This is a genomic window from Agrobacterium sp. 6Ca8, from assembly GCF_055382765.1.
Window position 1 is genome coordinate 97,942 of record NZ_AP026433.1, and the last position, 25,437, is coordinate 123,378.

General features: G+C 58.1%; 23 protein-coding genes, 1 tRNA gene and 1 riboswitch. Of the genes, 17 read left to right on the top strand and 7 right to left on the bottom strand.

Features of this window, described 5'->3' with window-relative positions; genetic code table 11:
- Positions 1-159: 159 nt before the first annotated feature.
- The 7 genes from phoR to phoB all read left to right on the top strand — a co-directional run bounded on the left by phoR (position 160) and on the right by phoB (position 8,096).
- Entirely contained in the window at positions 160-1,419 is a 1,260-nt protein-coding gene (gene phoR / locus ACZ5A6_RS00470; RefSeq protein ID WP_046205579.1) for a phosphate regulon sensor histidine kinase PhoR, read from the top strand.
- A 195-nt stretch (positions 1,420-1,614) separates the two neighbouring features.
- Complete coding sequence (locus tag ACZ5A6_RS00475; protein ID WP_003514907.1) at positions 1,615-2,649, top strand: substrate-binding domain-containing protein; 1,035 nt, start codon at positions 1,615-1,617, stop codon at positions 2,647-2,649.
- 274 nt (positions 2,650-2,923) lie between these two features.
- Entirely contained in the window at positions 2,924-4,408 is a 1,485-nt protein-coding gene (gene pstC, locus ACZ5A6_RS00480) for a phosphate ABC transporter permease subunit PstC (protein ID WP_003514909.1), read from the top strand.
- Positions 4,405-5,727, top strand: coding sequence for a phosphate ABC transporter permease PstA (pstA, locus tag ACZ5A6_RS00485; protein WP_003514911.1), 1,323 nt, complete (start codon positions 4,405-4,407; stop codon positions 5,725-5,727). Before pstC ends, pstA begins: the two co-directional genes overlap by 4 nt.
- A 14-nt stretch (positions 5,728-5,741) precedes the next feature.
- On the top strand, positions 5,742-6,557 hold the full coding sequence (gene pstB, locus ACZ5A6_RS00490; protein WP_003514913.1) for a phosphate ABC transporter ATP-binding protein PstB: 816 nt from the start codon (positions 5,742-5,744) through the stop codon (positions 6,555-6,557).
- A gap of 98 nt (positions 6,558-6,655) precedes the next feature.
- Complete coding sequence (gene phoU, locus ACZ5A6_RS00495) at positions 6,656-7,381, top strand: phosphate signaling complex protein PhoU (protein ID WP_003514921.1); 726 nt, start codon at positions 6,656-6,658, stop codon at positions 7,379-7,381.
- A gap of 31 nt (positions 7,382-7,412) precedes the next feature.
- On the top strand, positions 7,413-8,096 hold the full coding sequence (gene phoB, locus ACZ5A6_RS00500) for a phosphate regulon transcriptional regulator PhoB (protein WP_003493692.1): 684 nt from the start codon (positions 7,413-7,415) through the stop codon (positions 8,094-8,096).
- 298 nt (positions 8,097-8,394) lie between these two features.
- Here the strand turns inward: phoB and ACZ5A6_RS00505 are convergent, their stop codons facing one another.
- Positions 8,395-8,928, bottom strand: a complete 534-nt coding sequence (locus tag ACZ5A6_RS00505) for a GcrA family cell cycle regulator (RefSeq protein WP_003514924.1) — start codon at positions 8,926-8,928, stop codon at positions 8,395-8,397.
- Between the two features lie 430 nt (positions 8,929-9,358).
- On the opposite strand from ACZ5A6_RS00505, the gene ACZ5A6_RS00510 reads away from it, so the two are divergent.
- The 3 genes from ACZ5A6_RS00510 (at position 9,359) to ACZ5A6_RS00520 (ending at position 12,746) form a co-directional block, all read left to right on the top strand.
- Positions 9,359-10,561, top strand: a complete 1,203-nt coding sequence (locus tag ACZ5A6_RS00510; RefSeq protein WP_003514925.1) for an aspartate aminotransferase family protein — start codon at positions 9,359-9,361, stop codon at positions 10,559-10,561.
- A gap of 54 nt (positions 10,562-10,615) precedes the next feature.
- The gene (gene argF, locus ACZ5A6_RS00515; protein WP_003514928.1) at positions 10,616-11,533 is read left to right on the top strand and encodes an ornithine carbamoyltransferase; all 918 of its coding nucleotides are present in this window, start codon (positions 10,616-10,618) and stop codon (positions 11,531-11,533) included.
- 223 nt (positions 11,534-11,756) lie between these two features.
- Positions 11,757-12,746 (top strand): Hsp33 family molecular chaperone, encoded by a 990-nt coding sequence (locus ACZ5A6_RS00520; RefSeq protein ID WP_003514930.1) that lies wholly within the window; start codon positions 11,757-11,759, stop codon positions 12,744-12,746.
- A gap of 38 nt (positions 12,747-12,784) precedes the next feature.
- Here ACZ5A6_RS00520 and apaG read toward each other — a convergent pair whose 3' ends face one another.
- Together apaG and ACZ5A6_RS00530 are read right to left on the bottom strand one after the other, a co-directional pair.
- Positions 12,785-13,177, bottom strand: a complete 393-nt coding sequence (gene apaG, locus ACZ5A6_RS00525) for a Co2+/Mg2+ efflux protein ApaG (protein ID WP_003514932.1) — start codon at positions 13,175-13,177, stop codon at positions 12,785-12,787.
- Positions 13,178-13,412: 235 nt separating this feature from the next.
- On the bottom strand, positions 13,413-14,597 hold the full coding sequence (locus ACZ5A6_RS00530) for an O-succinylhomoserine sulfhydrylase (RefSeq protein ID WP_003514934.1): 1,185 nt from the start codon (positions 14,595-14,597) through the stop codon (positions 13,413-13,415).
- 42 nt (positions 14,598-14,639) lie between these two features.
- Positions 14,640-14,718, bottom strand: a riboswitch (SAM riboswitch).
- A 73-nt stretch (positions 14,719-14,791) separates the two neighbouring features.
- Between ACZ5A6_RS00530 and ACZ5A6_RS00535 the strand changes: the two genes are divergently transcribed.
- From ACZ5A6_RS00535 to ACZ5A6_RS00550, 4 genes are all read left to right on the top strand, one after another.
- Positions 14,792-15,889, top strand: coding sequence for a 2'-deoxycytidine 5'-triphosphate deaminase (locus ACZ5A6_RS00535; protein ID WP_111804437.1), 1,098 nt, complete (start codon positions 14,792-14,794; stop codon positions 15,887-15,889).
- Between the two features lie 56 nt (positions 15,890-15,945).
- Positions 15,946-16,019 (top strand) — tRNA-Gly (locus tag ACZ5A6_RS00540).
- Between the two features lie 154 nt (positions 16,020-16,173).
- Complete coding sequence (gene aqpZ, locus ACZ5A6_RS00545; protein WP_065688362.1) at positions 16,174-16,860, top strand: aquaporin Z; 687 nt, start codon at positions 16,174-16,176, stop codon at positions 16,858-16,860.
- 90 nt (positions 16,861-16,950) lie between these two features.
- Complete coding sequence (locus ACZ5A6_RS00550; protein WP_019564341.1) at positions 16,951-17,244, top strand: hypothetical protein; 294 nt, start codon at positions 16,951-16,953, stop codon at positions 17,242-17,244.
- 135 nt (positions 17,245-17,379) lie between these two features.
- Here the strand turns inward: ACZ5A6_RS00550 and ACZ5A6_RS00555 are convergent, their stop codons facing one another.
- A complete protein-coding gene (locus ACZ5A6_RS00555; RefSeq protein WP_174060692.1) occupies positions 17,380-19,317 on the bottom strand; it encodes a glycosyltransferase family 2 protein in 1,938 nt (645 codons plus the stop codon).
- Between the two features lie 170 nt (positions 19,318-19,487).
- Between ACZ5A6_RS00555 and ACZ5A6_RS00560 the strand changes: the two genes are divergently transcribed.
- Positions 19,488-20,249, top strand: a complete 762-nt coding sequence (locus tag ACZ5A6_RS00560; protein WP_003514940.1) for a transporter substrate-binding domain-containing protein — start codon at positions 19,488-19,490, stop codon at positions 20,247-20,249.
- A 40-nt stretch (positions 20,250-20,289) separates the two neighbouring features.
- On the opposite strand, the gene uppX is transcribed toward ACZ5A6_RS00560, so the two are convergent.
- A complete protein-coding gene (gene uppX, locus ACZ5A6_RS00565; protein ID WP_236776011.1) occupies positions 20,290-21,516 on the bottom strand; it encodes a Wzx-type polysaccharide biosynthesis protein UppX in 1,227 nt (408 codons plus the stop codon).
- Positions 21,517-21,866: 350 nt separating this feature from the next.
- Between uppX and uppY the strand changes: the two genes are divergently transcribed.
- On the top strand, positions 21,867-23,162 hold the full coding sequence (gene uppY, locus ACZ5A6_RS00570) for a Wzy-type polysaccharide biosynthesis protein UppY (protein WP_236776004.1): 1,296 nt from the start codon (positions 21,867-21,869) through the stop codon (positions 23,160-23,162).
- A gap of 27 nt (positions 23,163-23,189) precedes the next feature.
- The gene (locus ACZ5A6_RS00575; protein ID WP_174060694.1) at positions 23,190-23,942 is read left to right on the top strand and encodes a polysaccharide deacetylase family protein; all 753 of its coding nucleotides are present in this window, start codon (positions 23,190-23,192) and stop codon (positions 23,940-23,942) included.
- A gap of 74 nt (positions 23,943-24,016) precedes the next feature.
- On the opposite strand, the gene ACZ5A6_RS00580 is transcribed toward ACZ5A6_RS00575, so the two are convergent.
- Together ACZ5A6_RS00580 and ACZ5A6_RS00585 are read right to left on the bottom strand one after the other, a co-directional pair.
- A complete protein-coding gene (locus ACZ5A6_RS00580; RefSeq protein WP_003514944.1) occupies positions 24,017-24,667 on the bottom strand; it encodes a S24 family peptidase in 651 nt (216 codons plus the stop codon).
- Between the two features lie 111 nt (positions 24,668-24,778).
- On the bottom strand, positions 24,779-25,429 hold the full coding sequence (locus ACZ5A6_RS00585) for a response regulator (RefSeq protein ID WP_003514945.1): 651 nt from the start codon (positions 25,427-25,429) through the stop codon (positions 24,779-24,781).
- Positions 25,430-25,437: the final 8 nt, after the last annotated feature.

Sequence of the window (25,437 nt, forward strand, 5' to 3'; positions counted from 1 at the left end):
ATTGGTTAGCCGGAGTGCTATCGCAGTGACGATTGCGGCGCAGATTTTGCGCATATACGCTGTGGAAAATACGCGATGATGAATCTCTGTCATGAAGCTGGCCTATGAGACTCCGATGCGCTGTCAGGTGAAAGTGGAAAGTGTGCTGAAATGGCAGTCATGAAAGGCGAGAGTGGATTGAAGCTTTTTGCGAAAAAGCTTGGCCGAAACTGGTTGCCTGTTCTCGTCGTCAGCATGCTTGCCGTCGCTGCCGTTTCTGAGTTGCAAACGCCCTATATGCCCGCCGTCCTGTGGCTCTGTGCCGTCATCGCTATTTTGACCGCTCGGCAAAAGCCGGAGGAGCCGGCTAAGGATGAAACCGCAGCTGCTGAGGCGGAAGAACCTGATGTGCCCGGCGAAAACGTCATTTCCGGGGTGAGGGCGGGTCTGGCCGTTCTGGATACGCCGGTCTTCATCCTCGATAAAAACGCAGGCGTTCTTTATCAGAACGGCGCGGCGGAACGCGCCTTTGGCCAGCTTCCGGCCGGCGCGCATATTTCCGCTCGGCTGCGTTCGCCGGGCTTGCTGGATGTCATTCGCGAAACCATCACCACCGGCCAGCCCAACCAGGTCGAGCATTCCGAGCGTTTTCCCTCAGAGCGGGTCTTCATCGTCCGCATTGCCCGGGCGGATGCGGGAGAGGCGGCGGGTCCACCGTTCTACATCCTGTCGTTCCGCGATGTTTCGGAGCTTCGCCGCATCGACCGCATGCGCAGCGACTTCGTCGCCAATGCAAGCCATGAATTGCGCACCCCGCTCGCCTCGCTGCGCGGTTTCATCGAAACCATGCAGGGGCCGGCCCGCAACGACCCCAAAGCGCAGGAACGTTTCCTCGCCATCATGCTGGATCAGGCCACACGCATGAGCAGGCTGGTGGATGACCTCATGTCGCTTTCAAGGCTGGAATTGCGGGCGAATATTGCGCCGGACCAGAAGGTCGATCTCGTCCCAGTCATCGGCCATGTCCGGGATGCGCTGCTGCCGCTCGCCAACGAGCTGGATGTGGTTATTACGCTGCATCTGCCCGACCGGCCGGCAGAAGTGCAGGGCGACCGCGACGAGCTGGTGCAAGTGTTTCAGAACCTCGTTGAAAATGCTTGTAAATATGGCCAGGAAGGCAAGGTCGTGGATGTCTGGCTGCGTGCCGAACCCGGTAAGCCGGTGGAGGTGAGCGTCATTGACAAGGGGCCGGGCATTCCTGCTGAACATGTGCCGCGTCTGACGGAACGGTTTTACCGCGTCAGTGTCGCTGACAGTCGCTCCAAAAAAGGGACCGGCCTCGGGCTTGCCATCGTCAAGCACATCCTCACCCGCCACCGCGCCCGCCTCATCATTAAATCGGAACTGGGCAATGGCACGGACTTTACCGTCAGATTCTGACATAGAGTACGTTACAGTCTTCAGCTTCGAAAAATTTTATAAATAAAATCAATAATTTAGGCTGTCACAAATCTTTCACCGAAGTGACATAAAAGGAAGTGGTTACGGTGGTTAAGAAGAGACCGCCGAGCGCATGCTAAGAGCGTCTGCCGCTATCGGCTGCGTCCACAAACAAGCCCACGACGGGAGAGACAAATGAACTTCGTTAAATTTTCCGCAGCAGCTCTGGTGGCTTCTGTCGCCTTCGCTGGCGCCGCCGCTGCTCGCGACCAGATCCAGGTTGCTGGTTCCTCCACGGTTCTGCCCTATGCCAAGATCGTTGCCGAAACTTTTGCTGAGACTTTCCCGAACTTCAAGGCTCCGGTTGTTGAGTCTGGCGGCACGGGCGGCGGTCTGAAGGCGTTCTGCTCCGGCGTCGGCGAAGGCACCATCGACATTGCAAACGCTTCGCGCCCGATCAAGAGCGACGAACTTGCCGCTTGTAAGGCCGCTGGCGTTGCCGACGTTCAGGAAGTGAAGATCGGCTACGACGGCATCGTCTTCGCAATGGACTCTTCCAACAAGGACATCAAGCTCGAGCCGAAGGATCTGTACCTCGCGCTCGCCGCTGAAATCGTCAAGGACGGCAAGCTCGTCGCCAACCCTTACAAGAAGTGGTCGGAAATCAACAAGGAACTGCCTGATGTAGCGATCGCCGCTTACATTCCGGGTTCCAAGCACGGCACACGCGAAGTCTTCGAAGAGAAGATCATGGCTGACGGCTGCAAGGAAGCCAAGGCGACCGACGCCATCAAGGCGCTGATCACCGACGCCAAGCAGGCTGCTGCCAAGTGCGTTGCAGTTCGCAAGGACGGCGCTGCAGTCGACATCGACGGCGACTACACCGAGACGCTTGCCCGCATCGACGCCAACAAGACCGGCCTCGGCGTTTTCGGCCTGGCATTTTATGAGAACAACGCTGACCGCCTGAAGGTTGCGACCGTCAGCGGCGTTGTTCCGTCCACGGAAACCGTTGCCAGCGGCAAGTACCCGGTTTCGCGCCCGCTGTTCTTCTACGTGAAGAAGGCTCACCTGGGCGTTATCCCGGGCCTCAAGGAATATGTCGAGTTCTTCGTTTCTGACGAAATGATCGGCCCCGACTCCCCGCTCGCAAACTACGGCCTTGTTGCCGCTCCGGAAAAAGAACGCGAAGAAATTCGCTCCAAGTTCGCTGCCGGCGCTTCGATGTAATAAACAAGGAGGGGTGCGGCCTGCCGCACCCCTCTCTCCGCTCCGGTACCGTTGTGCTTAAGGCGGCTGTCTACGGTTGACAGTTCCCATCCATCGCCGTCCACATAATTGTTGATGGATTACAGATGGATAGGATGTATCAACCTTGACGCTTGCCAGACTTTGTTACAGTCAGGCGGCAAGCATCTCTGGATGGTCCAGCGGTCTCGTTTTGATGACTTTTTGATTTGCCCGATATCGCACCGTGCTCTTGAGGCACGACGAGGGAACTCTAATGAACACATCGATCCTTTTGCTGATACTGGTGTTGATCGGCATCGGCAGTTATCTGCTCGGCAGCCGCCGCGCCGTTGCTTTGTCTGGTGGGCGTCCCTCCAGCATGCATTCCCGTGCCGGTTATCACGGTTCCTACGCTGTCGTCTGGGCGGTGCTGCCCGCAGCGCTCATTCTCTGTATCTGGCTTGTTATCAGCCCGCTGATCGTTACCTCTGCGGTGCGTGGCGAATTTCCCGAAGATGTGCGCTCCCAATCCGAAGCGCAGCAGAGCCTGACCTACGGCATGGTAACGTCCATCGCCCGCGGTCTTCAGCGTCTGACGCCGGAAGAAACCGCAAAGGTTGATGCGGATACGGCTGCGGTAAGATCGCTTCTGGCATCGAAGGGCGTGGCAATTGCCGGCGAACCCCAGCGTTTCATGGTCGATGCCGCCCAGACGCTGAATGCGATGACCTCCACCAGCCGCCTGGGCATGATCGCCACCGTGCTGCTGGCCGCATTCGCGGGTGCCGCTTATGCACTGCGTTCAATCGCGCCGCGTTTTCGGGCACGCAACAGGGTGGAGCGGGTCATTCTCGCGGCTCTGGTCGTCGCGTCGTCCATCGCCATCCTGACGACCATCGGCATCGTCCTTTCGATGCTTTCAGAAGCGATTCAGTTCTTCACCATGGTTCCGGCGCACCAGTTCTTCTTCGGAACGGTATGGGATCCGCGTTTTGCCGCTGCCGGTGCGACCGACTCTTCCGGCCAGTTCGGCCTGATCCCGCTGCTCGCCGGCACGCTCTATATTGGTTTCGTCGCCATGCTGGTCGCCGTTCCGGTCGGGCTGTTTTCGGCGATCTATATGTCGGAATATGCGACGCCGCGCCTTCGCTCGATTGTAAAGCCGCTGCTCGAGGTGCTCGCGGGCATCCCGACAATCGTCTACGGCTTCTTCGCGCTGACGACCGTTGGTCCTTTCCTGCGAGACATTTCCACGCAGATCAGCGGTCTTGCGACAGGCAACTACGCCAACTTCATCCAGGCGCAGAGCGTCATCACCGCCGGCTTCGTCATGGGCATCATGCTGATCCCTTATGTTTCGTCGCTGTCTGACGACATCATCACCGCCGTGCCGCGTTCGCTGCGCGATGGCTCTCTCGGTCTCGGCGCCACGCGCTCTGAAACCATCAAGAAGGTCATCCTTCCCGCCGCTCTTCCCGGCATCGTCGGCGCCGTGCTGATGACGGCGTCGCGTGCGATCGGCGAGACCATGATCGTGGTTCTTGCGGCTGGTGTCGCTGCCCGCCTGCAGCTCAACCCCTTCGAACCCATGACAACAGTGACGGTCAAGATTGTCAGCCAGCTGACGGGTGACCTTGAGTTTACCTCGCCGCAAACGCTGGTGGCCTTCGCGCTGGGCATAACTCTTTTTGCAATCACGCTTTGCCTGAATATCTACGCGCTTTACATCGTGCGCAAATACCGGGAGCAATATGAATGACCGACATCGTTTCTCCGGCGGCCGGTGCTGCCGCCGTGAACAAGGCCACGCGCCGTGATATCGGCATCAAGCGTCGCTATGCAGCTGAACGCCGCTTCCGCGCCTATGGATTGGCAGCAATCTCGTTCGGCCTCATCTTCCTCTTTCTGCTGCTCTGGTCGGTCGTATCCAAGGGTCACACCGCCTTCCAGCAGACGATGATCACCGTTCCGGTCGAGTTTTCCGAACTGATCATCGATCCAAAGAACGAGCGCGCAACCAATCCGGCAAAGCTGATGACGGCCAACTATCCCGTCCTCGCCCGTGATGCGGTGGCAAAGGTTCTCGGCGTCGCGCCGACGGATAAGGCCGGTCTTCGCGCCGTCAACGTCATGATCTCCGACAGCGTACGCACCCAGCTGCGTGATATCGTCGTCGCCGATCCGTCCGTCATCGGCACCACGCGCAGCGTCACGCTTCTGGCGTCGGGTGATGTCGACAGCGCCTTCAAGGGCCAGGTCGACATGTCGGGGGATGAAGCAAACCGCCGTATCTCGAACCAGCAGCTCGGCTGGATGAACCAGCTCGTGGAAAGCGGACAGCTTGGCAAGCATTTCAATACCGGCATCTTCGTCAACGGCGCTTCGAGCCGTCCGGAAGCCGCGGGTGTTGGCGTTGCGCTGATCGGCTCGTTCTACATGATGCTGATCGTGCTGGTGCTGTCGCTGCCGATCGGTGTTGCGGCCTCCATCTATCTGGAGGAATTTGCCCCCAAGAACCGTTTGACGGACCTTATCGAGGTCAACATCAACAATCTGGCGGCTGTTCCCTCCATTGTTTACGGTCTGCTCGGTCTCTCCGTCTTCATCAACTTCATGGGCTTTCCACGCTCGGCCTCGCTGGTCGGCGGCCTCGTCCTGACGCTGATGACCCTGCCGACGATCATCATCGCCACCCGCGCTGCATTGAAGGCCGTGCCGCCGTCGATCCGCGCCGCCGCACTCGGTCTTGGCGCTTCCAAGATGCAGACGATTTTCCATCACGTCCTGCCGCTGGCAATGCCTGGCATTCTGACCGGCACCATCATCGGTCTCGCCCACGCACTGGGCGAAACGGCGCCGCTGCTTCTGATCGGCATGGTGGCATTCGTCGCGAACTATCCGACAACGCCTATGGATCCGTCCACGGCCCTGCCGGTGCAGATTTACATGTGGGCGAACGAAGCTGAGCGTGCCTTTGTCGAACGGACATCTGGCGCTATCATCATCCTGCTTCTGTTCCTCATTCTCATGAATGTTGGCGCAATCCTGTTGCGTCGCCGCTTTGAGCGGCGCTGGTAGAGGGAGCTAGAGCAATGAACATGTTGTCGGAAGCAGCAGTTGAAAAGGCGCTGGACAAGAAAATGAATGAAGTCTCATACAAGATGATCGGCAAGGATGTTTCGGTTTATTACGGCGAAAAGCGCGCGCTTTACGACGTGAACCTCAATGTCCGCGAAAACACGGTGACTGCACTTATCGGCCCGTCCGGTTGCGGTAAATCCACTTTCCTGCGCACCTTGAACCGCATGAACGACACGATCGACGGTTGCCGGGTCACCGGCAAGATCACGCTCGATACCGACGATATCTACGATCAGCAGATCGACGTCGTGGAACTGCGTGCCCGCGTCGGCATGGTGTTCCAGAAGCCGAACCCGTTTCCGAAGACGATTTATGAGAACATCGCCTACGGCCCGCGTATCCACGGTCTCGCCCGCAACAAGGCGGATATGGACCAGATCGTCGAGCATAGCCTGCAGAAAGCGGGTCTCTGGAACGAGGTGAAGGATCGTTTGCTGGAATCCGGCACGGGCCTCTCCGGTGGCCAGCAGCAGCGTCTGTGCATCGCACGCGCGGTTGCCGTCAGCCCGGAAGTGATCCTGATGGACGAGCCGTGCTCGGCGCTGGATCCGATCGCGACTGCGAAGGTCGAGGAACTGATCCACGAACTGCGCACCAACTACACCATCGTCATCGTCACGCACTCCATGCAGCAGGCGGCGCGCGTTTCCCAGCGTACGGCCATGTTCCATCTTGGTCATCTTGTCGAAGAAAACGAAACCGACAAGATGTTCACCAATCCGGACGACCAGCGCACGCAGGACTACATCATGGGCCGCTTCGGCTGATCCCCGGCCGGTGCTTTATCGTAACCGTACAAGACTGGTGCCTCTGCCGTGCCCCGCTGTTGGGCACGCGCATGCAGGCCAAGCCGGAGGAATAGACCATGACACAGACAACGACCCATTCGCATATCCTGTCTGCCTATGACGACGAACTGAAGTTTCTGACGCGCCGCATCGCCGAAATGGGCGGTCTTGCCGAGCAGATGTGCGGTGACGCCGTGCGCGCACTCGTCAATTCCGATGCTGCGCTTGCGCAGAAAGTCATTTCGGACGATACCATTCTCGACCACGCTGAGCGCGAAATCGGCGACAAGGCGATCGTAACCATCGCCAAGCGTCAGCCGATGGCGGCAGACCTTCGCGAGATCATCGGCACCCTGCGTATCGCCGCCGATCTCGAACGCGTCGGCGATCTTGGCAAGAACACGGCCAAGCGCGTTATCGCTGTCGCCGGCACCGGCGTTCCGCGCAAGCTCGCCCGCGGCATCGAGCATCTGTCCGACCTGGCGCTGGTGCAGCTCAAGGAAGTCCTCGACGTCTATTCCACGCGTTCCGCCGAAAAGGCCAATGCGATCCGTGAACGCGACGAGGAAATCGATGCCATGTACACGTCGCTCTTCCGGGAGCTTCTGACCTACATGATGGAAGACCCGCGCAACATCACCACCTGCACGCATCTTCTGTTCTGCGCCAAGAACATCGAGCGTATCGGCGATCATGCGACGAATATCGCAGAGACGATCTATTACATGACCACCGGCAGCCAGCCGGAGGGCGAGCGTCCGAAGGACGACAGTTCCAACACGCTTGGTTCGGTGACCGAGTAACAGACAAGCAGAAGCTTGCGGAGTTCAGCATATGGTGCCCAAGATTGCAGTTGTGGAAGACGAGGAAGCGTTGAGCGTCCTGCTTCGTTACAATCTCGAGGCTGAGGGATACGACGTCGACACGATACCCCGTGGCGATGAGGCGGAAATCAGGCTGCAGGAGCGCATTCCGGATCTTCTTATCCTGGACTGGATGTTGCCCGGTGTCTCCGGTATCGAACTGTGCCGGCGCTTGAGAATGCGGCCGGAAACGGAACGCCTGCCCATCATCATGCTGACGGCGCGTGGCGAAGAGAGCGAACGGGTTCGCGGTCTCGCTACCGGCGCTGACGATTATGTCGTCAAGCCGTTCTCGACGCCGGAACTCATGGCCCGGGTCAAGGCCATGTTGCGCCGGGCCCGTCCGGAAGTTCTGTCGTCGGTGCTCAAATGCGGCGATATCGAACTGGACCGCGAGACCCATCGCGTTCACCGCAAAAGCCGCGAAGTGCGCCTCGGCCCGACGGAATTCCGCTTGCTGGAATTCCTGATGACGTCGCCGGGTCGGGTGTTTTCCCGCTCGCAATTGCTGGATGGCGTCTGGGGTCATGATATCTATGTCGACGAGCGCACTGTCGATGTGCATGTCGGACGTCTGCGCAAGGCCCTGAATTTCTCGCACATGCAGGATGTCATCCGCACGGTGCGTGGTGCGGGATATTCGATGGAAGCCTGAGCGAAGCGAAACCAGATAGTTTCGCTGGCGAAGTAATGCACCAAAAAATCAGGAAGCCCGAAATCTGAAACGGTTTCGGGCTTTTTCAATATGAATATCCGCCAAACTCGATGCCATTGTCCGTTTTGACCGTAGGAGATCGGCGGCGCGTTGAAATCCGGATTGAAGGGTCACGCCCAATGGTAAGGGGAAAGTGTGAGGCCTGCCATCAAGCCGCCCAGAAAGCGGCTTTATTTTTGTCAAAAAAAACGGGCCCGAAGGCCCGTAATTTTTGAGTGCTGAATGCGTGCCGCAACACTCAAGCCTTGCGGCGTTCGCTCACCGGCTGGTAGGCGAGTTTCGCATGGAACTTGCAATAGGGCGAAGATTCCAGCGCTTCACAACCGCAGAAATGGAAGTCGTCCTTCAGCGGATCGCCAACCGGCCATTTGCAGGTGCGCTCGGTCAGTTCCGTCAGCGTCAGGCGACGGGAAATCGGCGTGACAACGTTCTTGGAAGGAACGTAATCGAGAACCTGCGCGGTCTCGATATCGATCTCCTCGTGCAGCGCCGTTGCCGCGTTCGAACGGGTGAGGATGCGCGCCGGAGCCGCGTTGACGCGACCTGCGAAAGTCGTCGCACGCGGTGCAGGGGCAGCGGTACGCTTCGGCGCGGAGCGTGCCGAAGTCACTGGACCGCCAGCCTTGACGCGTCCCGGCAGATTGAGACGATGGACCTTGCCGATCACGGCATTACGGCTGACGCCGCCCAGCTGCGCTGCAATCTGGCTGGCGCTAAGGCCCTCGGACCACAATTTCTTGAGCTTTTCGACTCGTTCGTCTGTCCAGTTCATGCCGCTTCTCCGCTTGTCGCGTGTATTTTCGGCAGAATCCCTCTCCGTCTCGCGCGCATGCCGCAAGCGTGGTTTCCGCCTGATTTTCGGTGACTAGTTCCGCCGCAATGCAGTCTAGTAATTAGCGATTAACCTAGTGCCAGCCCGACTCCGTGGCAAGAGTCGCGGGAATCATCTGGAATCGATTTTCCGGTTTTCCCCAACTTGCTGGCGTATTGAGTCTGAAAGGCAACACCTTGGGGCTGGCCCGCCGCCGCATACTAGTGCTTGAGAAGCCCGGGAAACGCTGACTTTTGTTGACATCGGCAAACGAAGTGACAATAGTGCCCCTGCCGCCGCAAGGCGGCATTTTGATTTTCAGGCGAGGGATAACCCCGCAAGCCTATTGACAACAGTTTGACAGCGCATCTGCGCAAGGAGTGATACAGCCATGGCCGAAGCCGGCGCGCCATTGTTTGATACGTTTTCAAGAGCCCCCCTGCGCTTCGAGCGCGGCGAGGGTGTATGGCTGTTCACGGAAAGCGGCGAGCGATATCTGGATTTTGCGGCCGGTGTCGCTGTCAACTCGCTGGGCCACGCCCATCCTCACCTCGTTGATGCGATCAAGACGCAGGCCGAGAAGGTCTGGCACGTCTCGAACCTTTATGAAGTACCGGGACAGGAAAAACTCGCCAGGCGCCTGACGGAAGCGACTTTCGCGGACAAGGTATTCTTCACAAATTCAGGCGCGGAAGCCCTGGAATGCGCCATCAAGACCGCCCGCCGTTATCACTATACCAAGGGCCATCCGGAGAAGTTCCGCATCGTGTCCTTCGAAGGCGCTTTCCATGGCCGTACACTGGCGACGATCGCCGCGGGTGGCCAGCAGAAATACCTCGAAGGTTTCGGTCCCAAGGTCGAAGGTTTCGATCAGGTTCCGTTCGGTGATGTCGATGCCCTCAAGGCCGTCATCACGGCTGAGACTGCAGCACTTCTGATCGAGCCCATCCAAGGCGAGGGCGGCATTCGCTCGCCCAGCAAGGAATTCCTGCAAATCCTGCGCGGATTGTGCGACGAGCACGGCCTGCTGCTGATTTTCGATGAGGTCCAGACGGGTGTCGGCCGCACAGGCAAGCTGTTTGCTTATGAACATACCGGTGTTGCGCCCGATATTATGGCGGTCGCCAAGGGTATCGGTGGCGGTTTCCCGCTCGGCGCATGCCTTGCCACGGCAGATGCCGCTTCCGGCATGACGGCGGGCGTACATGGCACCACCTATGGCGGCAACCCGCTGGCCATGGCAGTCGGCAATGCCGTGCTTGACGTCGTTCTTTCCGAAGGTTTTCTCGAGAAGGTCCGTGACGTCGCGCTGGTCTTCCGGCAGGGTCTGGCCTCGCTCAAGGACCGTTATCCTGACGTGATCGACGAAATTCGCGGCGAAGGTCTGCTTCTGGGCATCAAGGCGAAGATTCCTTCGGGCGAATTGCTGCAGGCCATGCGCGCAGAGCATCTGCTTGGCGTGCCTGCGGGCGACAATGTCATCCGTCTTCTGCCGCCGCTCGTCACCACGGCGGAAGAGGCCCGTGAGGGTCTTGCACGTATCGACGCGGCTGCCGCCTCCCTGACGGTTGCGAAACAGGCAAAAAGCGCCTGAAAAAATCAAGAGCGGGCCTCTCTTCAGGGGCTCGCAAGCATGGGACAGATTAGAATGGGTTCACCAAAACATTTTCTGGACCTCTCGGCCGTCGGGTCGGAGGATCTGCGGACAATTCTTGATGATGCGCGCACGCGCAAGATTGCCACCAAAACCGGCACGGCGGAAAAGCCGCTTGCTGGCAAGATGCTGGCAATGATTTTCGAAAAACCGTCCACACGCACCCGCGTCTCCTTCGATGTCGGCATGCGCCAGCTCGGCGGTGAGACCCTGTTCCTGTCGGGCACGGAAATGCAGCTGGGCCGCGCGGAAACGATTGGCGATACGGCCAAGGTTTTGTCGCGCTATGTCGATGCCATCATGATCCGCACCACGGATCACTCGCGTCTGCTCGAGCTTGCCGAACACGCCACCGTGCCTGTTATCAATGGCCTGACGGACGACACGCATCCCTGCCAGATCATGGCGGATATATTGACGTTCGAAGAACATCGCGGCCCGGTCAAGGGCAAGACCATTGCCTGGACGGGTGACGGCAATAACGTGCTGCATTCGTTCGTGGAAGGCTCCGCCCGTTTCGGTTACCGCATGGCGATGGCAGTCCCGATGGGTTCGGAACCGCACGACAAGTTCCTGAACTGGGCACGCAACAATGGTGGCGAAATCTCGCTGTACCACGATGCCGACAAGGCAGTGGCGGGCGCTGATTGCGTCGTCACCGATACCTGGGTGTCCATGAACCAGGAACACAAGGCGCGCGGCCACAATATCTTCCAGCCTTATCAGGTCAATGAAGCGCTGATGGCGAAGGCCAACAAGGAAGCGCTGTTCATGCACTGCCTGCCGGCGCATCGCGGCGAGGAAGTAACGGATGCAGTAATCGACGGGCCGCAATCGGTGGTCTTCGACGAGGCGGAAAACCGGCTCCATGCGCAGAAGTCCATTATCGCATGGTGCATGGGCGTCATCTGACCGCTATCGGCCGGGTGCTTGAACTCGGCGATGCACATTCCCATCTGTGGGGCTTCGAAGACGCTCGTCGGCTTTTCGCTGGCGGGCCACCTCACGATTTGCACGATTTTCCCCGGAGGCGGTTTCGCTTCCCGGATCTCTGTGCGACAAGCTGAAAAAGTACATTTTAAAAGCCGGACTTTTGGACGGTAGCGGCGCAACGGCTGCGCCAAGGAGTTATGACATGGCAGATGTAACGGTTGAACTGGACAATCTCGATTTAGCTGGCGACGACAAGGTTGTGCCCTTTCAGGTCGAAGGTCTGGACGTGCGCGGTCGCGCCGTACAGGTCGGGCCGCTGTTGAATGCCATCCTCGAACGTCACGAATATCCCGAGATTGTCGCCCGCCTGCTCGCGGAAGCAACGGTTCTGACGGCGCTGATCGGCACATCCCTGAAATTTTCCGGCAAGCTGACTGTGCAGACGAAGGGCGACGGCCCGGTTGACCTTCTGGTGGCGGATTTCACCGCGCCCGAGAGCATGCGCGCTTATGCCCGTTTCGATGAGGAGCGGCTGGCGGAAGCTGTTGCTGCGGGGCAAACCTCGCCCGAACAACTGCTCGGAACCGGCATTCTGGCCTTCACCATCGATCAGGGCGTCGGCATGCAGCCTTATCAGGGCATCGTGCCGCTGGACGGTTCTTCGCTGGAAGAAATCGCCGGGGTTTATTTCCGTCAGTCGGAACAGCTTCCCACCCGCGTGCGCCTCGGCGTTGCCCAGTTCTTCGACCGTGACGGCGAAGGCAAGCCGCGCCATAGCTGGCGTGCAGGCGGCGTGATTGCCCAGTTCCTGCCGCAGGCGCCCGAGCGTTTGCGCATGCGCGATCTCCATGGCGGTGACGGCGACGAGGGCGATTATGAAGTGGCGGAGGACGATGCCTGGACAGAGGCAGTGTCGCTGCTGAATACGGTGGATACCGACGAGCTGACCGATCCGCAGGTGCCAGTGGAGCGTCTGCTTTACAGGCTTTTCCACGAGAGCGGCGTGCGCATCTACGATCCGCAGGTCATTTTCGACCGTTGCAGCTGTTCACGGGACAAGATCAAGGGTGTGCTGTCCGGTTTCACCGCCGAAGAGATCAAGGCGAGTGAGGAAGACGGTGCGATTGCCGTGACGTGCGAGTTCTGCTCCACGACCTATCGCTACGATGTCAGCGAGTTTGAAAACGTCTGACGAGGAGAGCCGCGCTTGTGAATGGCGCGGCTTTTTTGTCAGTTCAGCACCCGCAACAGGCCGGGTGAATCCAGTGAAAAGGCGGGGATGGTGACGTTGAACACCTCGCCTTTGTCCGTTTCCATTTCATAATGGCCAAACATAAGGCCTGACGGCGTATCCAGCGGGCAGCCGGATGAATATTCGTAACTGTCGCCGGGGTTCAGATGCGGTTTTTCGCCGACGACACCCGGCCCGTAGACCTCATCCACCTGTCCGTTCTGGTCGGTGATGTGCCAGTAGCGGTTGACGAGTGTTATCGGAACATCAGAATTGTTCGAGATCACGACTTTATAGCCCCAGACATAACGATCGTCATCCGGGTCGGACTGCTCCTCGAGATAATACGGATCGACCGTTACCTCGATATCCCTTGTCAGAGCACGATACATACGCGCCACACCTCGATATTTTCCCTGCTGCCATCATCCTACACTACAGGTTCTGGCTATCGTCAAGAAAATGAATGACTTGACGACCACGCGCATCTTCTGTTGCGCCGTTTTTTCACCGTTAGGGATAACGGTAAAGGTAAATATTGGTTGCCCGCGCGGGCTTTCGCCCAGGCGGGATGCGTGCCATGGCCCGACGGGGAAGTCGGGCCATGGCGATATGTCGATCGAATCCTTAAACTGAAACGGCCGCAAGACCCTTCGCCAGATCTTCCAGCAGATCGTCCGTATCTTCGATACCGCAGGAAAGACGCAAGGTCCCGCCGGAAATACCGAGTTCGGCACGCGCCTCGTCGGTCAGGTTCTTGTGCGTCGTGGTGCCAGGGTGGGTAATGAGGCTCTTGGCATCGCCAAGATTGTTGGAAATCTTCACGATATCAAGCGCGTTCTGCAGTGCGAATGCCGCTTCCTTGCCACCCTTCAGTTCGAAAGCCACGAGCGTCGAGCCGCCCGACATCTGCCGCGCGATGATGTCTGCCTGCGGATGGTCGGCGCGGCCCGGATAGATCACTTTGGCAACCTTGCCGCTGTCGGCGAGGAAATCGGCGATCTTCGAGGCATTGGCCGTCTGCTGCTTGACACGCAGCGGCAGGGTTTCGATGCCCTTCAGCAGCGTCCAGGCATTGAACGGCGACATGGCTGGGCCGGTGTGGCGGAAATAGTCCTGCAGCTCTTCCTCAATCCACTTCTTGTCGGAAAGGATCACGCCGCCAAGGCAGCGGCCCTGACCGTCAATGTGCTTCGTCGCCGAATAAACGACGATATGGGCGCCGAGTTCGAGTGGCTTCTGGAAAAGCGGTGTGGCGAAAACATTGTCGACAACCACTTTCGCGCCGATCTGGTTGGCGAGCTTCGCCACGCCGGCAATATCCACCACTTCGAGCGTCGGGTTGGTCGGGCTTTCGAGGAAAAACAGCTTGGTGTTCGGCTGGATCGCCTTTTCCCAATTGTTGAGATCGCGTCCGTCGATCAGCGTGCACTCGATACCGTATTTGGGTGCAAGCGTTTCTACCACCCAACGGCAGGAGCCAAAAAGCGCGCGGGCAGCAACGATATGGTCGCCTGCACGCAGCTGGCACATGATGGCGGCGGTAACGGCGGCCATGCCGGAGGCAAGCGCACGGGCGTCTTCCGCACCTTCCAGCAGGCACATGCGCTTTTCGAACATGTCATTGGTCGGGCTTGCATAGCGGGCATAGATGAAGCCATCCGTTTCGCCCTTGAAGCGCGCTTCGGCGGCTTCGGAGTTTTCGTAAACGAAACCCTGGGTCAGATAGATCGCTTCCGACGTTTCACCATAGGGCGAGCGTAGCGTACCACCGTGAACGAGCTGGGTTGCCGGGCGCCATTTATTGCTCATGTGATCACCTCAAAACAAAAAAACCGGTCGCAAAAGCAGACCGGTTCCTAGCACCCGGTCTTTTTAGCCACTTGTTTAACGTGGCTGCAAGCCGACCGGCCAAATCACCACGGGATAAGCTTGCCATACTGCCGTTACCGGCTTGCGTCAATGCTTTCCTTTTGGTTTTGTCGCCGTAAAAAGGAATGATGATCATGACCAGAACCACGGGCATTTTGGCGGATGGCGCGATCAGGGCGCTGTTTGCGGGCGGCAAGCTGAAAAGCGAGGCTGATCTCGATGTCGATCAGGTGCAACCCGCCAGCCTCGATCTGCGACTGGGTTCCAAAGCCTATCGCGTGCGCGCCAGTTTCATGCCCGGCCCCGGAACCCGAGTCATCGACAAGCTCAACCGCTTCAGCCTGCACGAGGTTGATCTGAGCGAGGGGGCGGTGCTGGAAACCGGTTGCGTCTACATCGTGCCCTTGATGGAGAGCCTGGAGCTGCCGGCGGATATGTCGGCTTCGGCGAATCCGAAAAGCTCGACGGGGCGTCTTGATATCTTCACCCGCGTCATGACCGACAATGCGCAGGAATTCGACAAGATACCTGCGGGCTATGCCGGCCCGCTCTATCTGGAAATCAGCCCGCGCACCTTCCCGGTCGTCGTGCGCCGTGGCTCGCGCCTCTCGCAAATCCGTTTCCGCATCGGCCACTCGTTGCTTAACGAAGCCGAGCTTCTGAAATTGCACGAGACGGAGATGCTGGTCGCCAGCGAAACCCCTAATGTGACCGGCGGCGGCATCGCGCTTTCCATCGACCTAAAGGGTTTTGGCGAAAAAGGGCTGATCGGCTATCGCGGCAAGCATCACACAGCGGTGGTAGATGTCGACAAGAAGGCTCAGCACGATGTTCTCGATTTCTGGGAACCTCTATACGCCCGCGGCCGTGCCGAACTGATCCTCGATCCGGATGAGTTCTATATTCTCGTTTCGCGTGAAGCCGTGCATGTACCGCCACTTTATGCGGCCGAAATGACACCCTTCGATCCCTTGGTGGGCGAGTTCCGCGTGCATTATGCGGGCTTCTTCGATCCAGGCTTCGGCCATGCGCAGGCGGGCGGCACGGGCAGCCGCGCCGTTCTCGAGGTGCGCAGCCACGAGGTGCCCTTCATCCTCGAACACGGCCAGATCGTCGGCCGGCTGGTTTACGAGCACATGTTGCAAAAACCTGATGGCCTCTACGGCAGCGGCCTTGGCTCCAACTATCAGGCACAGGGCCTGAAGCTCTCCAAGCATTTCCGCACGGAGTAATGATCCTGTCGGGTGCTTGACACCCGATAAGAACTGTCCGATGTCTTGTGCGCGGCGCGGGTGTAGCTCAATGGTAGAGCAGCAGCTTCCCAAGCTGAATACGAGGGTTCGATTCCCTTCACCCGCTCCATATTTTCAAGGCAATCCAAACAACTTCTTGGCCAGCCAAAAGCGCGCATGTCACCGCCATCGCTGCGGCAAACGTGCGACTATGCGATTTAGCTTGACTACAATTAAATTGCACGTAATAGTTGATGCGGTCGTAACATTATTGGGGGAGTGTTATGAGTCGCAAGCTTCTTTCGGAATTTCTTGGCACTTTCTGGCTCGTGTTCGGAGGTTGCGGCAGTGCGGTTTTTGCCGCTGCTTTCCCTGAACTCGGCATTGGCTTTCTTGGTGTCGCTTTCGCTTTCGGTCTGACGGTTTTGACCATGGCCTATACGGTCGGGGGTATTTCGGGCGGTCATTTTAATCCGGCCGTTTCCGTCGGTCTGTCCGTTGCTGGCAAATTTCCGGCATCGAACCTCGTTCCTTACATAGTGGCGCAGGTTCTGGGTGCGATCGTCGCGGCGGGGGCGCTTTATGTCATCCTTACCGGCAAAGCCGGTGCCGATATTGGCGGTTTTGCCGCAAATGGTTACGGGGAATATTCGCCGGGTGGATATTCGCTCGTGTCGGCGCTGCTGATCGAAGTCATTTTGACGGCATTTTTCCTGATCGTCATTCTGGGATCGACGCATGGCAGGGTTCCCACTGGTTTTGCGCCGATCGCAATCGGCCTTGCTCTCACACTTATTCATCTGATCTCCATTCCGGTCACCAACACATCCGTCAATCCGGCCCGCTCGACGGGACAGGCGTTGTTTGTTGGTGGATGGGCGCTGCAACAGCTCTGGCTGTTCTGGCTCGCTCCGATCCTCGGCGGCGCAATCGGCGCCGTGGTCTGGAAACTTTTCGGCGAGAAAGACTAAGGCTCAAGGCCCGCTTTCTCCGGCCCGAACAGACATGAATGGGAAGCATTGTTTCCCCGAATGGTCGGGGAAACCTGTGAGGAGGATGACATGGATCTTACTTCGATATTGGCCCAAATTGTCGGCGGTGCGGTTGGCGGTTCGGCCGGCGGAAAAATACTCAAGGATTCTGATCTCGGTGCGCTCGGCAACCTGATTGCCGGCGCTATTGGCGGCATCGGCGGAGGAACCGTGCTCGGATCGCTGCTCGGGACGGCGGGAACTGCTGCCGCCGGCGGCATGGATATAGGCGCTCTTGCCGGCCAGCTTGTTGGCGGCGGCGTCGGCGGCCTGATTGTCCAGATCATTGTGGGCCTTATCAAGAACAAGCTCGTTACCAAATAGAGCCGCTCGGCCGATCTTGTTGCGAAGCGATAAACCTTGCCGGTGGAGAAGCCTCGTTCGGCAAGGCATTTTGGTTTGTGCCATATCCGCTGTGGCGGCGCTGACGGAGCTGGAATTCGTTTGTAGAATTTTCTCTCAGGCCTTGTTCCTGATGACCGGCATATGCGGCGTCTTGTTCCAGACGAACGGCTTGGTTTTCAATTCCACCACGGCGCGCCATGCGGCGAGTGACAGCATCAGCCAGTAAAGCGGGATCGCCAACCAGCGCCGTCCGACCTGTTGTTTCTCATGAGCTATCATCCTGTTTCTGCCCATCAGTACGAAGATCGCGTAGCTTCCGAAAATATTCAGCGTATCGATGAAAAACAGAATGCCCTGCCAGGAAAGCAGCATATCCGCGCCGTTTTCCCGGATTGCTATGGCCATGAAGGCGAAGGAAACAAACAGCAAGGGATGGGCCAGCGACGACAGAAGCATGCCGCCGATCAGCAGCTGAAAGACGATATAGGCGATCCATCCCATGCGGCGCGCGGTCGTGAAGGGCGAGCGGGTCATGACCAGCCAGCTTTGCAGCCAGCCCTTGTACCAACGCGCGCGCTGGTTCAGCCAGACGGAAAGGGAGGTCGGAGCATCCTCCAGTGTCTGCCGCCGGATGACACCGCAGCGATAACCCAGCCTGTGCAGCCGGAGGCCCATATCGGCATCTTCCGTCACATTATACGGGTCCCATCCTCCCACCCGGCGTAACACGGCGGTGCGAAAATGGTTGGAGGTGCCGCCAAGCGGCAGCGGCAGCTTGCACGCTGCAAGAACGGGCAACATGCAGCGGAAAAGGCCGGAATATTCCAGTGCGAAACAGGCGCTGAGCCAGGAGGAGCTGGCATTGCTGATAATAAGCGGCGCCTGCACACAGGCCACCTCGTCCGGCTGGTCGCGGAAGGCGGCATAGGCCTCGCGCAATTGCAGCGGATGCGGCCGGTCCTCGGCGTCGTAAACGGCAACGAAAGTGCCACGCGCGCCGGAAAGCGCATAGGTCAGGGCCTTGGGCTTCGTGCGTGGCATGGATGGCGGCACCCTGACGATCTCGATATGCGGACCGGGATTTATCCGCTGGATGGCCTCGATCGTCGCTACGTCGTCTGCCTCGCATACGAGCTTGATATCGAGCCGGGATTTGGGCCAGTCCAGCCGCTCCAGCGCATGAATTAGCTGCTCAACGACCGCCTCTTCGCGATAAAGCGGCATAAGAATAGTGTAGACCGGCAGCTCCCCGTCCTGCTGGAGTGGTATGACGGTTTTCGCATCGTTTCCTTTTGGCGTATGGACGAGTGCAAACAACCTGAAAAGCAAGGTGGAGAGATAAAGCATCGTGAGGGTGACGTGAATATAGGCCAGGGCCGCCTGCGTATAAAACAGTAGCGACAGAACGAGCAGGGTAACGAAAATGCCGCTGACAAAACCCTGCTCGCCATGCAGCGTGATCCTTGCGGAATGCTGTGGCGCCGCGTTGAAAAGCTGATGTCGCGTGTCTCGGCAGCGGCGTGCTTCGCCGGCCTTCCAGATTGCGCTGCGCATGGCCTGTGGCGTGGTCACGGCAAGTTCTTCGAGAAGATACGGACGCTGATCGAGGATGCCTTTCAGCAATTCCATCCTTGCCAGTTCCGGCACGATCAGCAGCACTGGCTTGCCATTCAGCGGTGTCAACCGCAGGAGCCGTGGTTCGGCTAGTTGCGCGTCCAGGTGATTGAGGTCTGCCACACGACCCGGATCGATTTCCGGTCGAAACGGCAATCGCAACAATCTGGCAAAAGCACCGTAATACGCATCCGCATCGACCAGGCCGCTCGCCAGCAACTCGTCTTCCACGGTTGAGCCGTTTTTGAGGGCCTGCTCTTCGAATGCAGCGATGTAAGGCTTGCCGAACCCCAGCGAAGAGAGAAAGCGTGTTGGCCCATGCTCGTCCGGTTCGGGCGCTGTCCAAAACGGATTGTCGCCGATGAGCGAAAACGCAATTTTTCGCCCCGCTGACGTCGTGCGGAACGATTCTCGTGTATAGTGCCTAAAATAATCCATGCATCGCCGCCGCCGCCATGGTAACGCCCTGCTTCTTGCTACGGACAGTATAGATGAGAATGATGAATGTAACGCGAAATATAGTTATTGTCTTTACTTTAGCTATCGCTTTACAATTCGGTGGTAATTTGGGAAAACTTCACGCGGAAGGTCTCTCGGACAGAAACCGCATGCCGGTGCTGTTTGATGCGCAGGAGCGGTTTCCGGGTGGCGATCTGTCCTCCGTGCCCCGGATCAGGTTTTTGATGTCGGTCGATTTCCCACCCTTCAATTTTACCGATCAGGAAGGCCGGCTTGCCGGTTTTCATGTCGATCTGGTGCGCGAAATCTGCGCCCAGCTGAAGGTTGAGAGCAAATGCCAGGTGCAGGCACTGCCGTTTGATGAGCTGGAGGCAGCGCTGGAAATGGGAGAGGGCGAAGCGGTGATTTCCGGCATTGCCACCACCGCCGATCTGCGAAAGAGTTTCACCTTCTCGCGACCCTATCTGCTGTTGCCCGCGCGTCTTGCCGTCAACAAGGCAGCGAAATTCACTGGCTCCGGCGCTGATGCCCTGTCGGGAAAGAAGGTGGGTGTGGTCACGGGCTCGCGGCACGAACAGATGCTCAAGGCATTTTTTCCCAAAGCCTCGGCCGAAGGCTTTAATGGTTACGAACCCATGTATGAGGCGTTGAAGACGGGCAAGGTGGACGCGGTTTTTGCGGATGGTCTGCGCCTGCCTTTCTGGGTTTCGGGAAGCACGTCCGGTGCTTGCTGTGCGCTTTTCGGCGGACCTTATTTATCCGACAGATTTCTTGGCGAAGGCCTTTCCATCATGGCAGTTGATCCGGACGATGTGCTTGTACCGGCCTTTGATCAGGCGCTTGCCGCACTTTCGCGCAATGGCCGGCTGGAAGAAATCTACCGGCGTTATTTCCCCTACGGGCTTTATTAGAGAAATCCGGTTTCATTCGGATCTGCGCCCGGATAACGTTCTATTTGGCGGGCACAAAGGCTTCTTCGTTGCGCCGCAATCGCAAAAGAGCGATCCAAACGGCGGCGGCGATGGCGGCTTCCACGAAGAAATAGCTGCCGATCGTTCCCGAAATGCTGAACGACCAAGTGAGGAAGGCGACGATAACGGAGCCGATGAGATTACCGCTGTTCCATATCTTGGCGCGGATATCCTGCCGTCCGGATGCACCAAGCGCCTCAAGCGCGGTCGCCGCAACGGCCATCGGCAGCACGACCCAGCAAAGGATACGGGTGATGATCGGCAGCGAGACGTATTCGTCGCCGAACAGTAGCGGCAGGAAGGGTGCGATTATGAAGATGGCCAGCGCGCTGCCGACTGCGATGACAAGCGCTGCCTTCAGCACATTATAAGCGCGCTCTATGGTCTTTCCGATACCCTGCAGGGCGGCTGAGGCCGACCCCGGATAGATCAGCCGGTTGAGAGCCTCGACGGAGAGGTATGAGCTGTCGAGAATTCGCCGGGCAATGGAGTAGCTGCCCAGAACCTCGGCGCTGGCAACGGCACCGAGAACGAGAATATCGGCATTGCCACGCACGGCCTTGAACAGGAACTGGGTGGAAAACAGGATGCCGATGCGGATTTCATCGCGAACGATCCGGAAGACCGGCCGACCGAGCCTGCCGATCGCCTTCAGCGAAATCACTGCCGCAATCGTATGGGCAGCCAGGTTCCACAGGGCCCAGGCCTCCACCGTCTCCACCTTGAAGATGAGACAGGCGACCACGGCGGCAATTGTGCGGGCAACGGCGAACATCACTTCCAGCTTGTTGGCGGAGGCGAAGTCGGAATGGGCGATGAAGCTTTGGGTGGAAAGCGAAATGACTTTCAGAAGGATGAGGTTCGTCACCAGGATCACGAAAGTGGTGATGAGGGTATGCAGCAATGTTTCCGACGTCGGGAAAAACACCGGGATCGTGACCATGCCGATGATGGTCAGCACAATGCCGGTAGCGGCGCTCAAGAGATAGCTGTGGCCGAGCATCACGGGAAACATGCTGCGATCCTGCGCCACGCGGCGGATCAGCGATTCCTGCGAACCGAAACCACAAATCTGTACGCCGAGATTGGTCACGGCCGTGATCGAGGCATAGAGCGCGAATTGTTCCACGCCGAGATGGCGGGCAAGCAGGGCGAAGGTCAAAAGCTGGGCGGCGCTGGACATCAAAAGCGCCCCGCCGGATGCCATATAGGTCAATCCCAGTCTGACTAGATGGCTGAACCGCGGCGTATTCAACGACACCTTATTCTCCGTGCTTTCCGGCGTCGCCGGGCGAATTCAAGATAACTGCCGTGTTCTTAAAATTGATGAACTGAAAAACCCGGCAAGGGGGCAATAATTCGAAGGCCGTCGACCTCTATGAATGGCAGTTGCCCAGTCTTAGCCTTCTTGAGGTAAGAGAGGGTTAAAGCAATTGTATAATAATGATGATAATGACTGTTATGGTTATTTGGACATGGCCCGGTTTCAAAAAGGGTTTCGTTGTTCGTCACAAGGCAGGCCAATGATCCGATTATCCTTTTTCGATGTGGCCGACGATGCCGCCTTTTACTGATACGCAGTCCATTCCTGTACAAAGCAACAGCATGTCGCTTGCGGGCGGCCGTCGCGACGCGATTTTTTTCGTCGTCACGATGCTTTATATCTGGATTTCCGTTGCGCCTTTCGAAAATCTTGCGGCTGCACCCGTGCCGCACGCCGCCGCAAACCAGCTGACCGGGCTGGTGATTGCGCTGATGCTGGGTGTTTTTGCCCTGCGTCATCGGCTGACGGGGCTTTTGTTGCGGCCGCGTCTGCCCATTCTGCTGTTGTTTTCCTGGCTGGTGATTTGTTCGGTGCTTGGCTCCCAGCCTGGCACTTCGCTGCAACGTTTGCTCTTTACGGGCCTTCTGTGCTTCATCACCAGTGTCCTCGTCGTCATGCCGCGCGACAGGCGGCAGTTCGACCGGATGATGGCCATCTTCGCCGTCATCCTGCTGGCGCTCTGCTACTTCGGGGTGATCTTCCTGCGCTCGCGCTCGATCCACCAGCCCTACGATCTCGATGAAACGGCGCTCGCCGGCGATTGGCGCGGTATCTTCAATCACAAGAATGCCGCCGCTCCGGCCATGATCATTCTCGTCATGATCGGGCTTTACCTGCGCAATAGCTGGTCGACGGTTGGCGGCATTGTCATCACGCTTCTGGCAGGGTTCTTCCTCTGGAAAACCAACGGGAAAACCGCAGCAATGCTGTTGCCCGTCACTGTTGCGCTGGTCTGGGTCATGGAAAGACATGCCGGTCGGACATTGCTGATGATCGGAGGTCTTCTGGCTTTCCTCAACATCCTCGCGGTCGGCTCCACCTATTTTCCGAGCATACGGCATGTGGTCGATAGTCTGGGGATCGATTCCACCTTTACCGGCCGAACGGATATATGGCGCCTGTCCTTCGACACGTTTGCGCAATCGCCGATCTTCGGGCAGGGTTTTCAGGCATTCTGGACGAGTGACCGGCTTCTGGCGCAGGCCGATACTGCCGGCACCTGGGCGGTCACCGCCTTCCATGCCCATAACGGCTTTGTCGAAAGCCTGCTGAATGGCGGCCTGCCGGCCTTTGTTCTCATCGTCATATGGCTCGTCATCATACCCGCAAACGATTTTCGTATAGCTGTGAACAAGGGTACCGATCCGGCATTAACGCGGCTTTTTGCACGAATTTGGGTGTATGCACTGCTTTCTTCGTGTCTTGAGAGTAATTTCTTTACCGGAACCGGGCCTATCTGGTCTTCTCTACTGATTGCAATCTATTGTTTGAAGCATCAGGCGTACGACATACTTGAGCAGGGGCAGTAATTTGCAGACAGGCCGGGGGGCTTATGCATGACACAAAAAATCGGGACATTTGCAGACAGGATCAATAACCGGCTGGTGCAGTACTTTCCAGGACCGGCGGCGCTGATCAAAACGTCCGAACCAATCGTCTCCTTCACATTCGATGATGTGCCGGCGACCGCCTGGACAAAGGGCGCGCGCATTCTGGAAAGCGAGGGTGTTCGCGGGACATTTTATCTCGCAGGTACTTTTATCGACAAGCACTATGAACAGCAGGACATGATTTCAACCGAAGGCTGTTCGGAACTTGCAGCGGCTGGCCACGAGCTTGCCTGCCATACTTTTTCCCATCGCAAACTCTCGAGCTTTTCACGGCGCGGGCTTGAAGAGGATCTTGATCACAACGAAACCGTGCTGGGATCGTTCGCCAAAAACCGAGGCAGGCGGAATTTCTCCGTTCCTTTCGGCATGGCCTCGCCCGTCATGCAGCCCCTGTTACGACGAAGGTTCAAGACCGCTCGCGGCATCATGCCTGGCATCAACCGGGGCAGCATCGATCCGTACAATCTTGCCGGGGTAGAGTTGCGCGCGGACCCGAACTATCTCGATGCCGCCGATCGTTGGCTCGAGGATGTTTTGCAAAATGGCGGCTGGCTCATCATTTTCACCCACGATGTTTCGCAGACACCGAGCTTTTACGGTTGCCCGGAAGACAAACTTCAGAGCCTTGTCCGCAGGGCAGCCTCCGGCGGTGCGAAGATCATGACGGTTGATGCCGCGGCAACATCACTCGGTCTGTAAAGGGATAGTGTCGACGCCTGCTCTCTGAGTTGTGCCCGGGCAAGTAGGACGCCTGTCTTCGCAATGGCGGGTGTCTATTGGCTGGCCCAGATGATGCGGGCGATCCATTCCACATCGGCCATGTCGAAGCTGCGGTTCGGATGTTCGGGATTGAGCGAAAGAAGCTCGATATTCTTGGGGCTTTGCCGCGCCAGCACCTTGGCCATCACTTCGCCGTCACGGCTTTTCAGCACAACGCGGTCGCCGCGCCGCACCTGCGCGCCCGGCTCCACGATCAGGATATCGCCGTCGCGGTAAAGCGGCATCATGCTTTCGCCCTGTACTTCCAGCGCGTAGACGCCCTGCTTGCGTTCGGGAGAAGAGGGGAACTCCACCACATCCCAGCCTTGACCGGCCGGAAAACCGCCATCGTCGAAAAAGCCGCCGGAGCCCGCCTGCGCAAAACCGAGCAGGGGGATGGCATTGTCCGCACCTGAAGGCTGCATTGTCTGCGTCCTGCCGAAAGCATAACCAAAAAACTGGTCGACGCTTGCCCCCGTCGCCTCCAGCACCTTGGATACCGATTCCGTCGAAGGCCAGCGTTTTCGGCCATCCGGGCCGAAACGCTTCGATTTGTTGAACGAGGTGGGATCGAGACCGGCACGCTTCGCCAAGGCCGAAGGCGTCAGCTGGTGACGTTTGGCAAGCGTATCGATGGCGCTCCAGATCGTCTCGTGTGAAAGCATGATGAAAGCCCGCAGGTGGAGCCCGTGGCGGAAAAGCTCCTGTCGTTTACTCTGCGGAATCTAGACCACATCCCGTCAGGAGTAAAGAAAAGAAAGGAATAAAATCCTCGATTATGCCACCATGGCCGATGTGTTTATCTTGCTGAGCTGTATCACCGCCTGTGTGCGGCTATCGACCTTAAGCTTCAACAGAATAGCGGAGACATGTGCCTTGATGGTGGCTTCCGAAACATTCAGCGCATAGGCGATCTGCTTGTTCAGCAGGCCTTCGGCCAGCATGCCCAGAACCCGGCTCTGTTGCGGCGTCAGCGTTCTGAGCCGGCCGATGAGATCAGCCACGTCAGGATCATGCTCCTTTTCGCCCTGACAGCTTGCCGGTATCCACACATCGCCTTCAAGAACCGCGCGAATGCCATCCCTGATATCGTCGATGCCCGAGGATTTGGAAATAAAACCGGAAGCGCCGAGTTCGATGGACCGGCGAACAGTGGTCGCGTCGTCCGTTGCCGAAACGATGACGATGGGCAGGCTGGAAAATTCCGCCCGCAGCGCCATCAGGCCTGAAAATCCGCTGACACCCGGCATGGCGAGGTCCAGAAGCATCAGATCGGCGTCGTTGCACGCCGTCGCGGCACTTCTGGCAGCCTCGAAATCCCCGGCTTCCATGATTGTCTGCTGCCCGTCGAGACCGGATACGGCCTGTTTGAGGGCACCGCGAAAAAGCGGGTGGTCGTCTGCGATGATAATGACAAGTTCCGACATTCTGGCCC

Coding starts and splice junctions, on each gene's coding strand:
- ACZ5A6_RS00530 (WP_003514934.1), bottom strand. CDS start 14,597: ATGAGCAATAAATGGCGCCCGGCAACCCAGCTCGTTCACGGTGGTACG.
- ACZ5A6_RS00560 (WP_003514940.1), top strand. CDS start 19,488: ATGCCGGTGCTGTTTGATGCGCAGGAGCGGTTTCCGGGTGGCGATCTG.
- phoR (WP_046205579.1), top strand. CDS start 160: ATGAAAGGCGAGAGTGGATTGAAGCTTTTTGCGAAAAAGCTTGGCCGA.
- phoU (WP_003514921.1), top strand. CDS start 6,656: ATGACACAGACAACGACCCATTCGCATATCCTGTCTGCCTATGACGAC.
- ACZ5A6_RS00580 (WP_003514944.1), bottom strand. CDS start 24,667: ATGCTTTCACACGAGACGATCTGGAGCGCCATCGATACGCTTGCCAAA.
- uppY (WP_236776004.1), top strand. CDS start 21,867: ATGCCGCCTTTTACTGATACGCAGTCCATTCCTGTACAAAGCAACAGC.
- pstA (WP_003514911.1), top strand. CDS start 4,405: ATGACCGACATCGTTTCTCCGGCGGCCGGTGCTGCCGCCGTGAACAAG.
- phoB (WP_003493692.1), top strand. CDS start 7,413: ATGGTGCCCAAGATTGCAGTTGTGGAAGACGAGGAAGCGTTGAGCGTC.
- ACZ5A6_RS00535 (WP_111804437.1), top strand. CDS start 14,792: ATGACCAGAACCACGGGCATTTTGGCGGATGGCGCGATCAGGGCGCTG.
- pstC (WP_003514909.1), top strand. CDS start 2,924: ATGAACACATCGATCCTTTTGCTGATACTGGTGTTGATCGGCATCGGC.
- ACZ5A6_RS00585 (WP_003514945.1), bottom strand. CDS start 25,429: ATGTCGGAACTTGTCATTATCATCGCAGACGACCACCCGCTTTTTCGC.
- ACZ5A6_RS00510 (WP_003514925.1), top strand. CDS start 9,359: ATGGCCGAAGCCGGCGCGCCATTGTTTGATACGTTTTCAAGAGCCCCC.
- uppX (WP_236776011.1), bottom strand. CDS start 21,516: ATGGCATCCGGCGGGGCGCTTTTGATGTCCAGCGCCGCCCAGCTTTTG.
- aqpZ (WP_065688362.1), top strand. CDS start 16,174: ATGAGTCGCAAGCTTCTTTCGGAATTTCTTGGCACTTTCTGGCTCGTG.
- ACZ5A6_RS00505 (WP_003514924.1), bottom strand. CDS start 8,928: ATGAACTGGACAGACGAACGAGTCGAAAAGCTCAAGAAATTGTGGTCC.
- ACZ5A6_RS00555 (WP_174060692.1), bottom strand. CDS start 19,317: ATGGATTATTTTAGGCACTATACACGAGAATCGTTCCGCACGACGTCA.
- ACZ5A6_RS00475 (WP_003514907.1), top strand. CDS start 1,615: ATGAACTTCGTTAAATTTTCCGCAGCAGCTCTGGTGGCTTCTGTCGCC.
- ACZ5A6_RS00520 (WP_003514930.1), top strand. CDS start 11,757: ATGGCAGATGTAACGGTTGAACTGGACAATCTCGATTTAGCTGGCGAC.
- apaG (WP_003514932.1), bottom strand. CDS start 13,177: ATGTATCGTGCTCTGACAAGGGATATCGAGGTAACGGTCGATCCGTAT.
- pstB (WP_003514913.1), top strand. CDS start 5,742: ATGAACATGTTGTCGGAAGCAGCAGTTGAAAAGGCGCTGGACAAGAAA.
- ACZ5A6_RS00550 (WP_019564341.1), top strand. CDS start 16,951: ATGGATCTTACTTCGATATTGGCCCAAATTGTCGGCGGTGCGGTTGGC.
- argF (WP_003514928.1), top strand. CDS start 10,616: ATGGGTTCACCAAAACATTTTCTGGACCTCTCGGCCGTCGGGTCGGAG.
- ACZ5A6_RS00575 (WP_174060694.1), top strand. CDS start 23,190: ATGACACAAAAAATCGGGACATTTGCAGACAGGATCAATAACCGGCTG.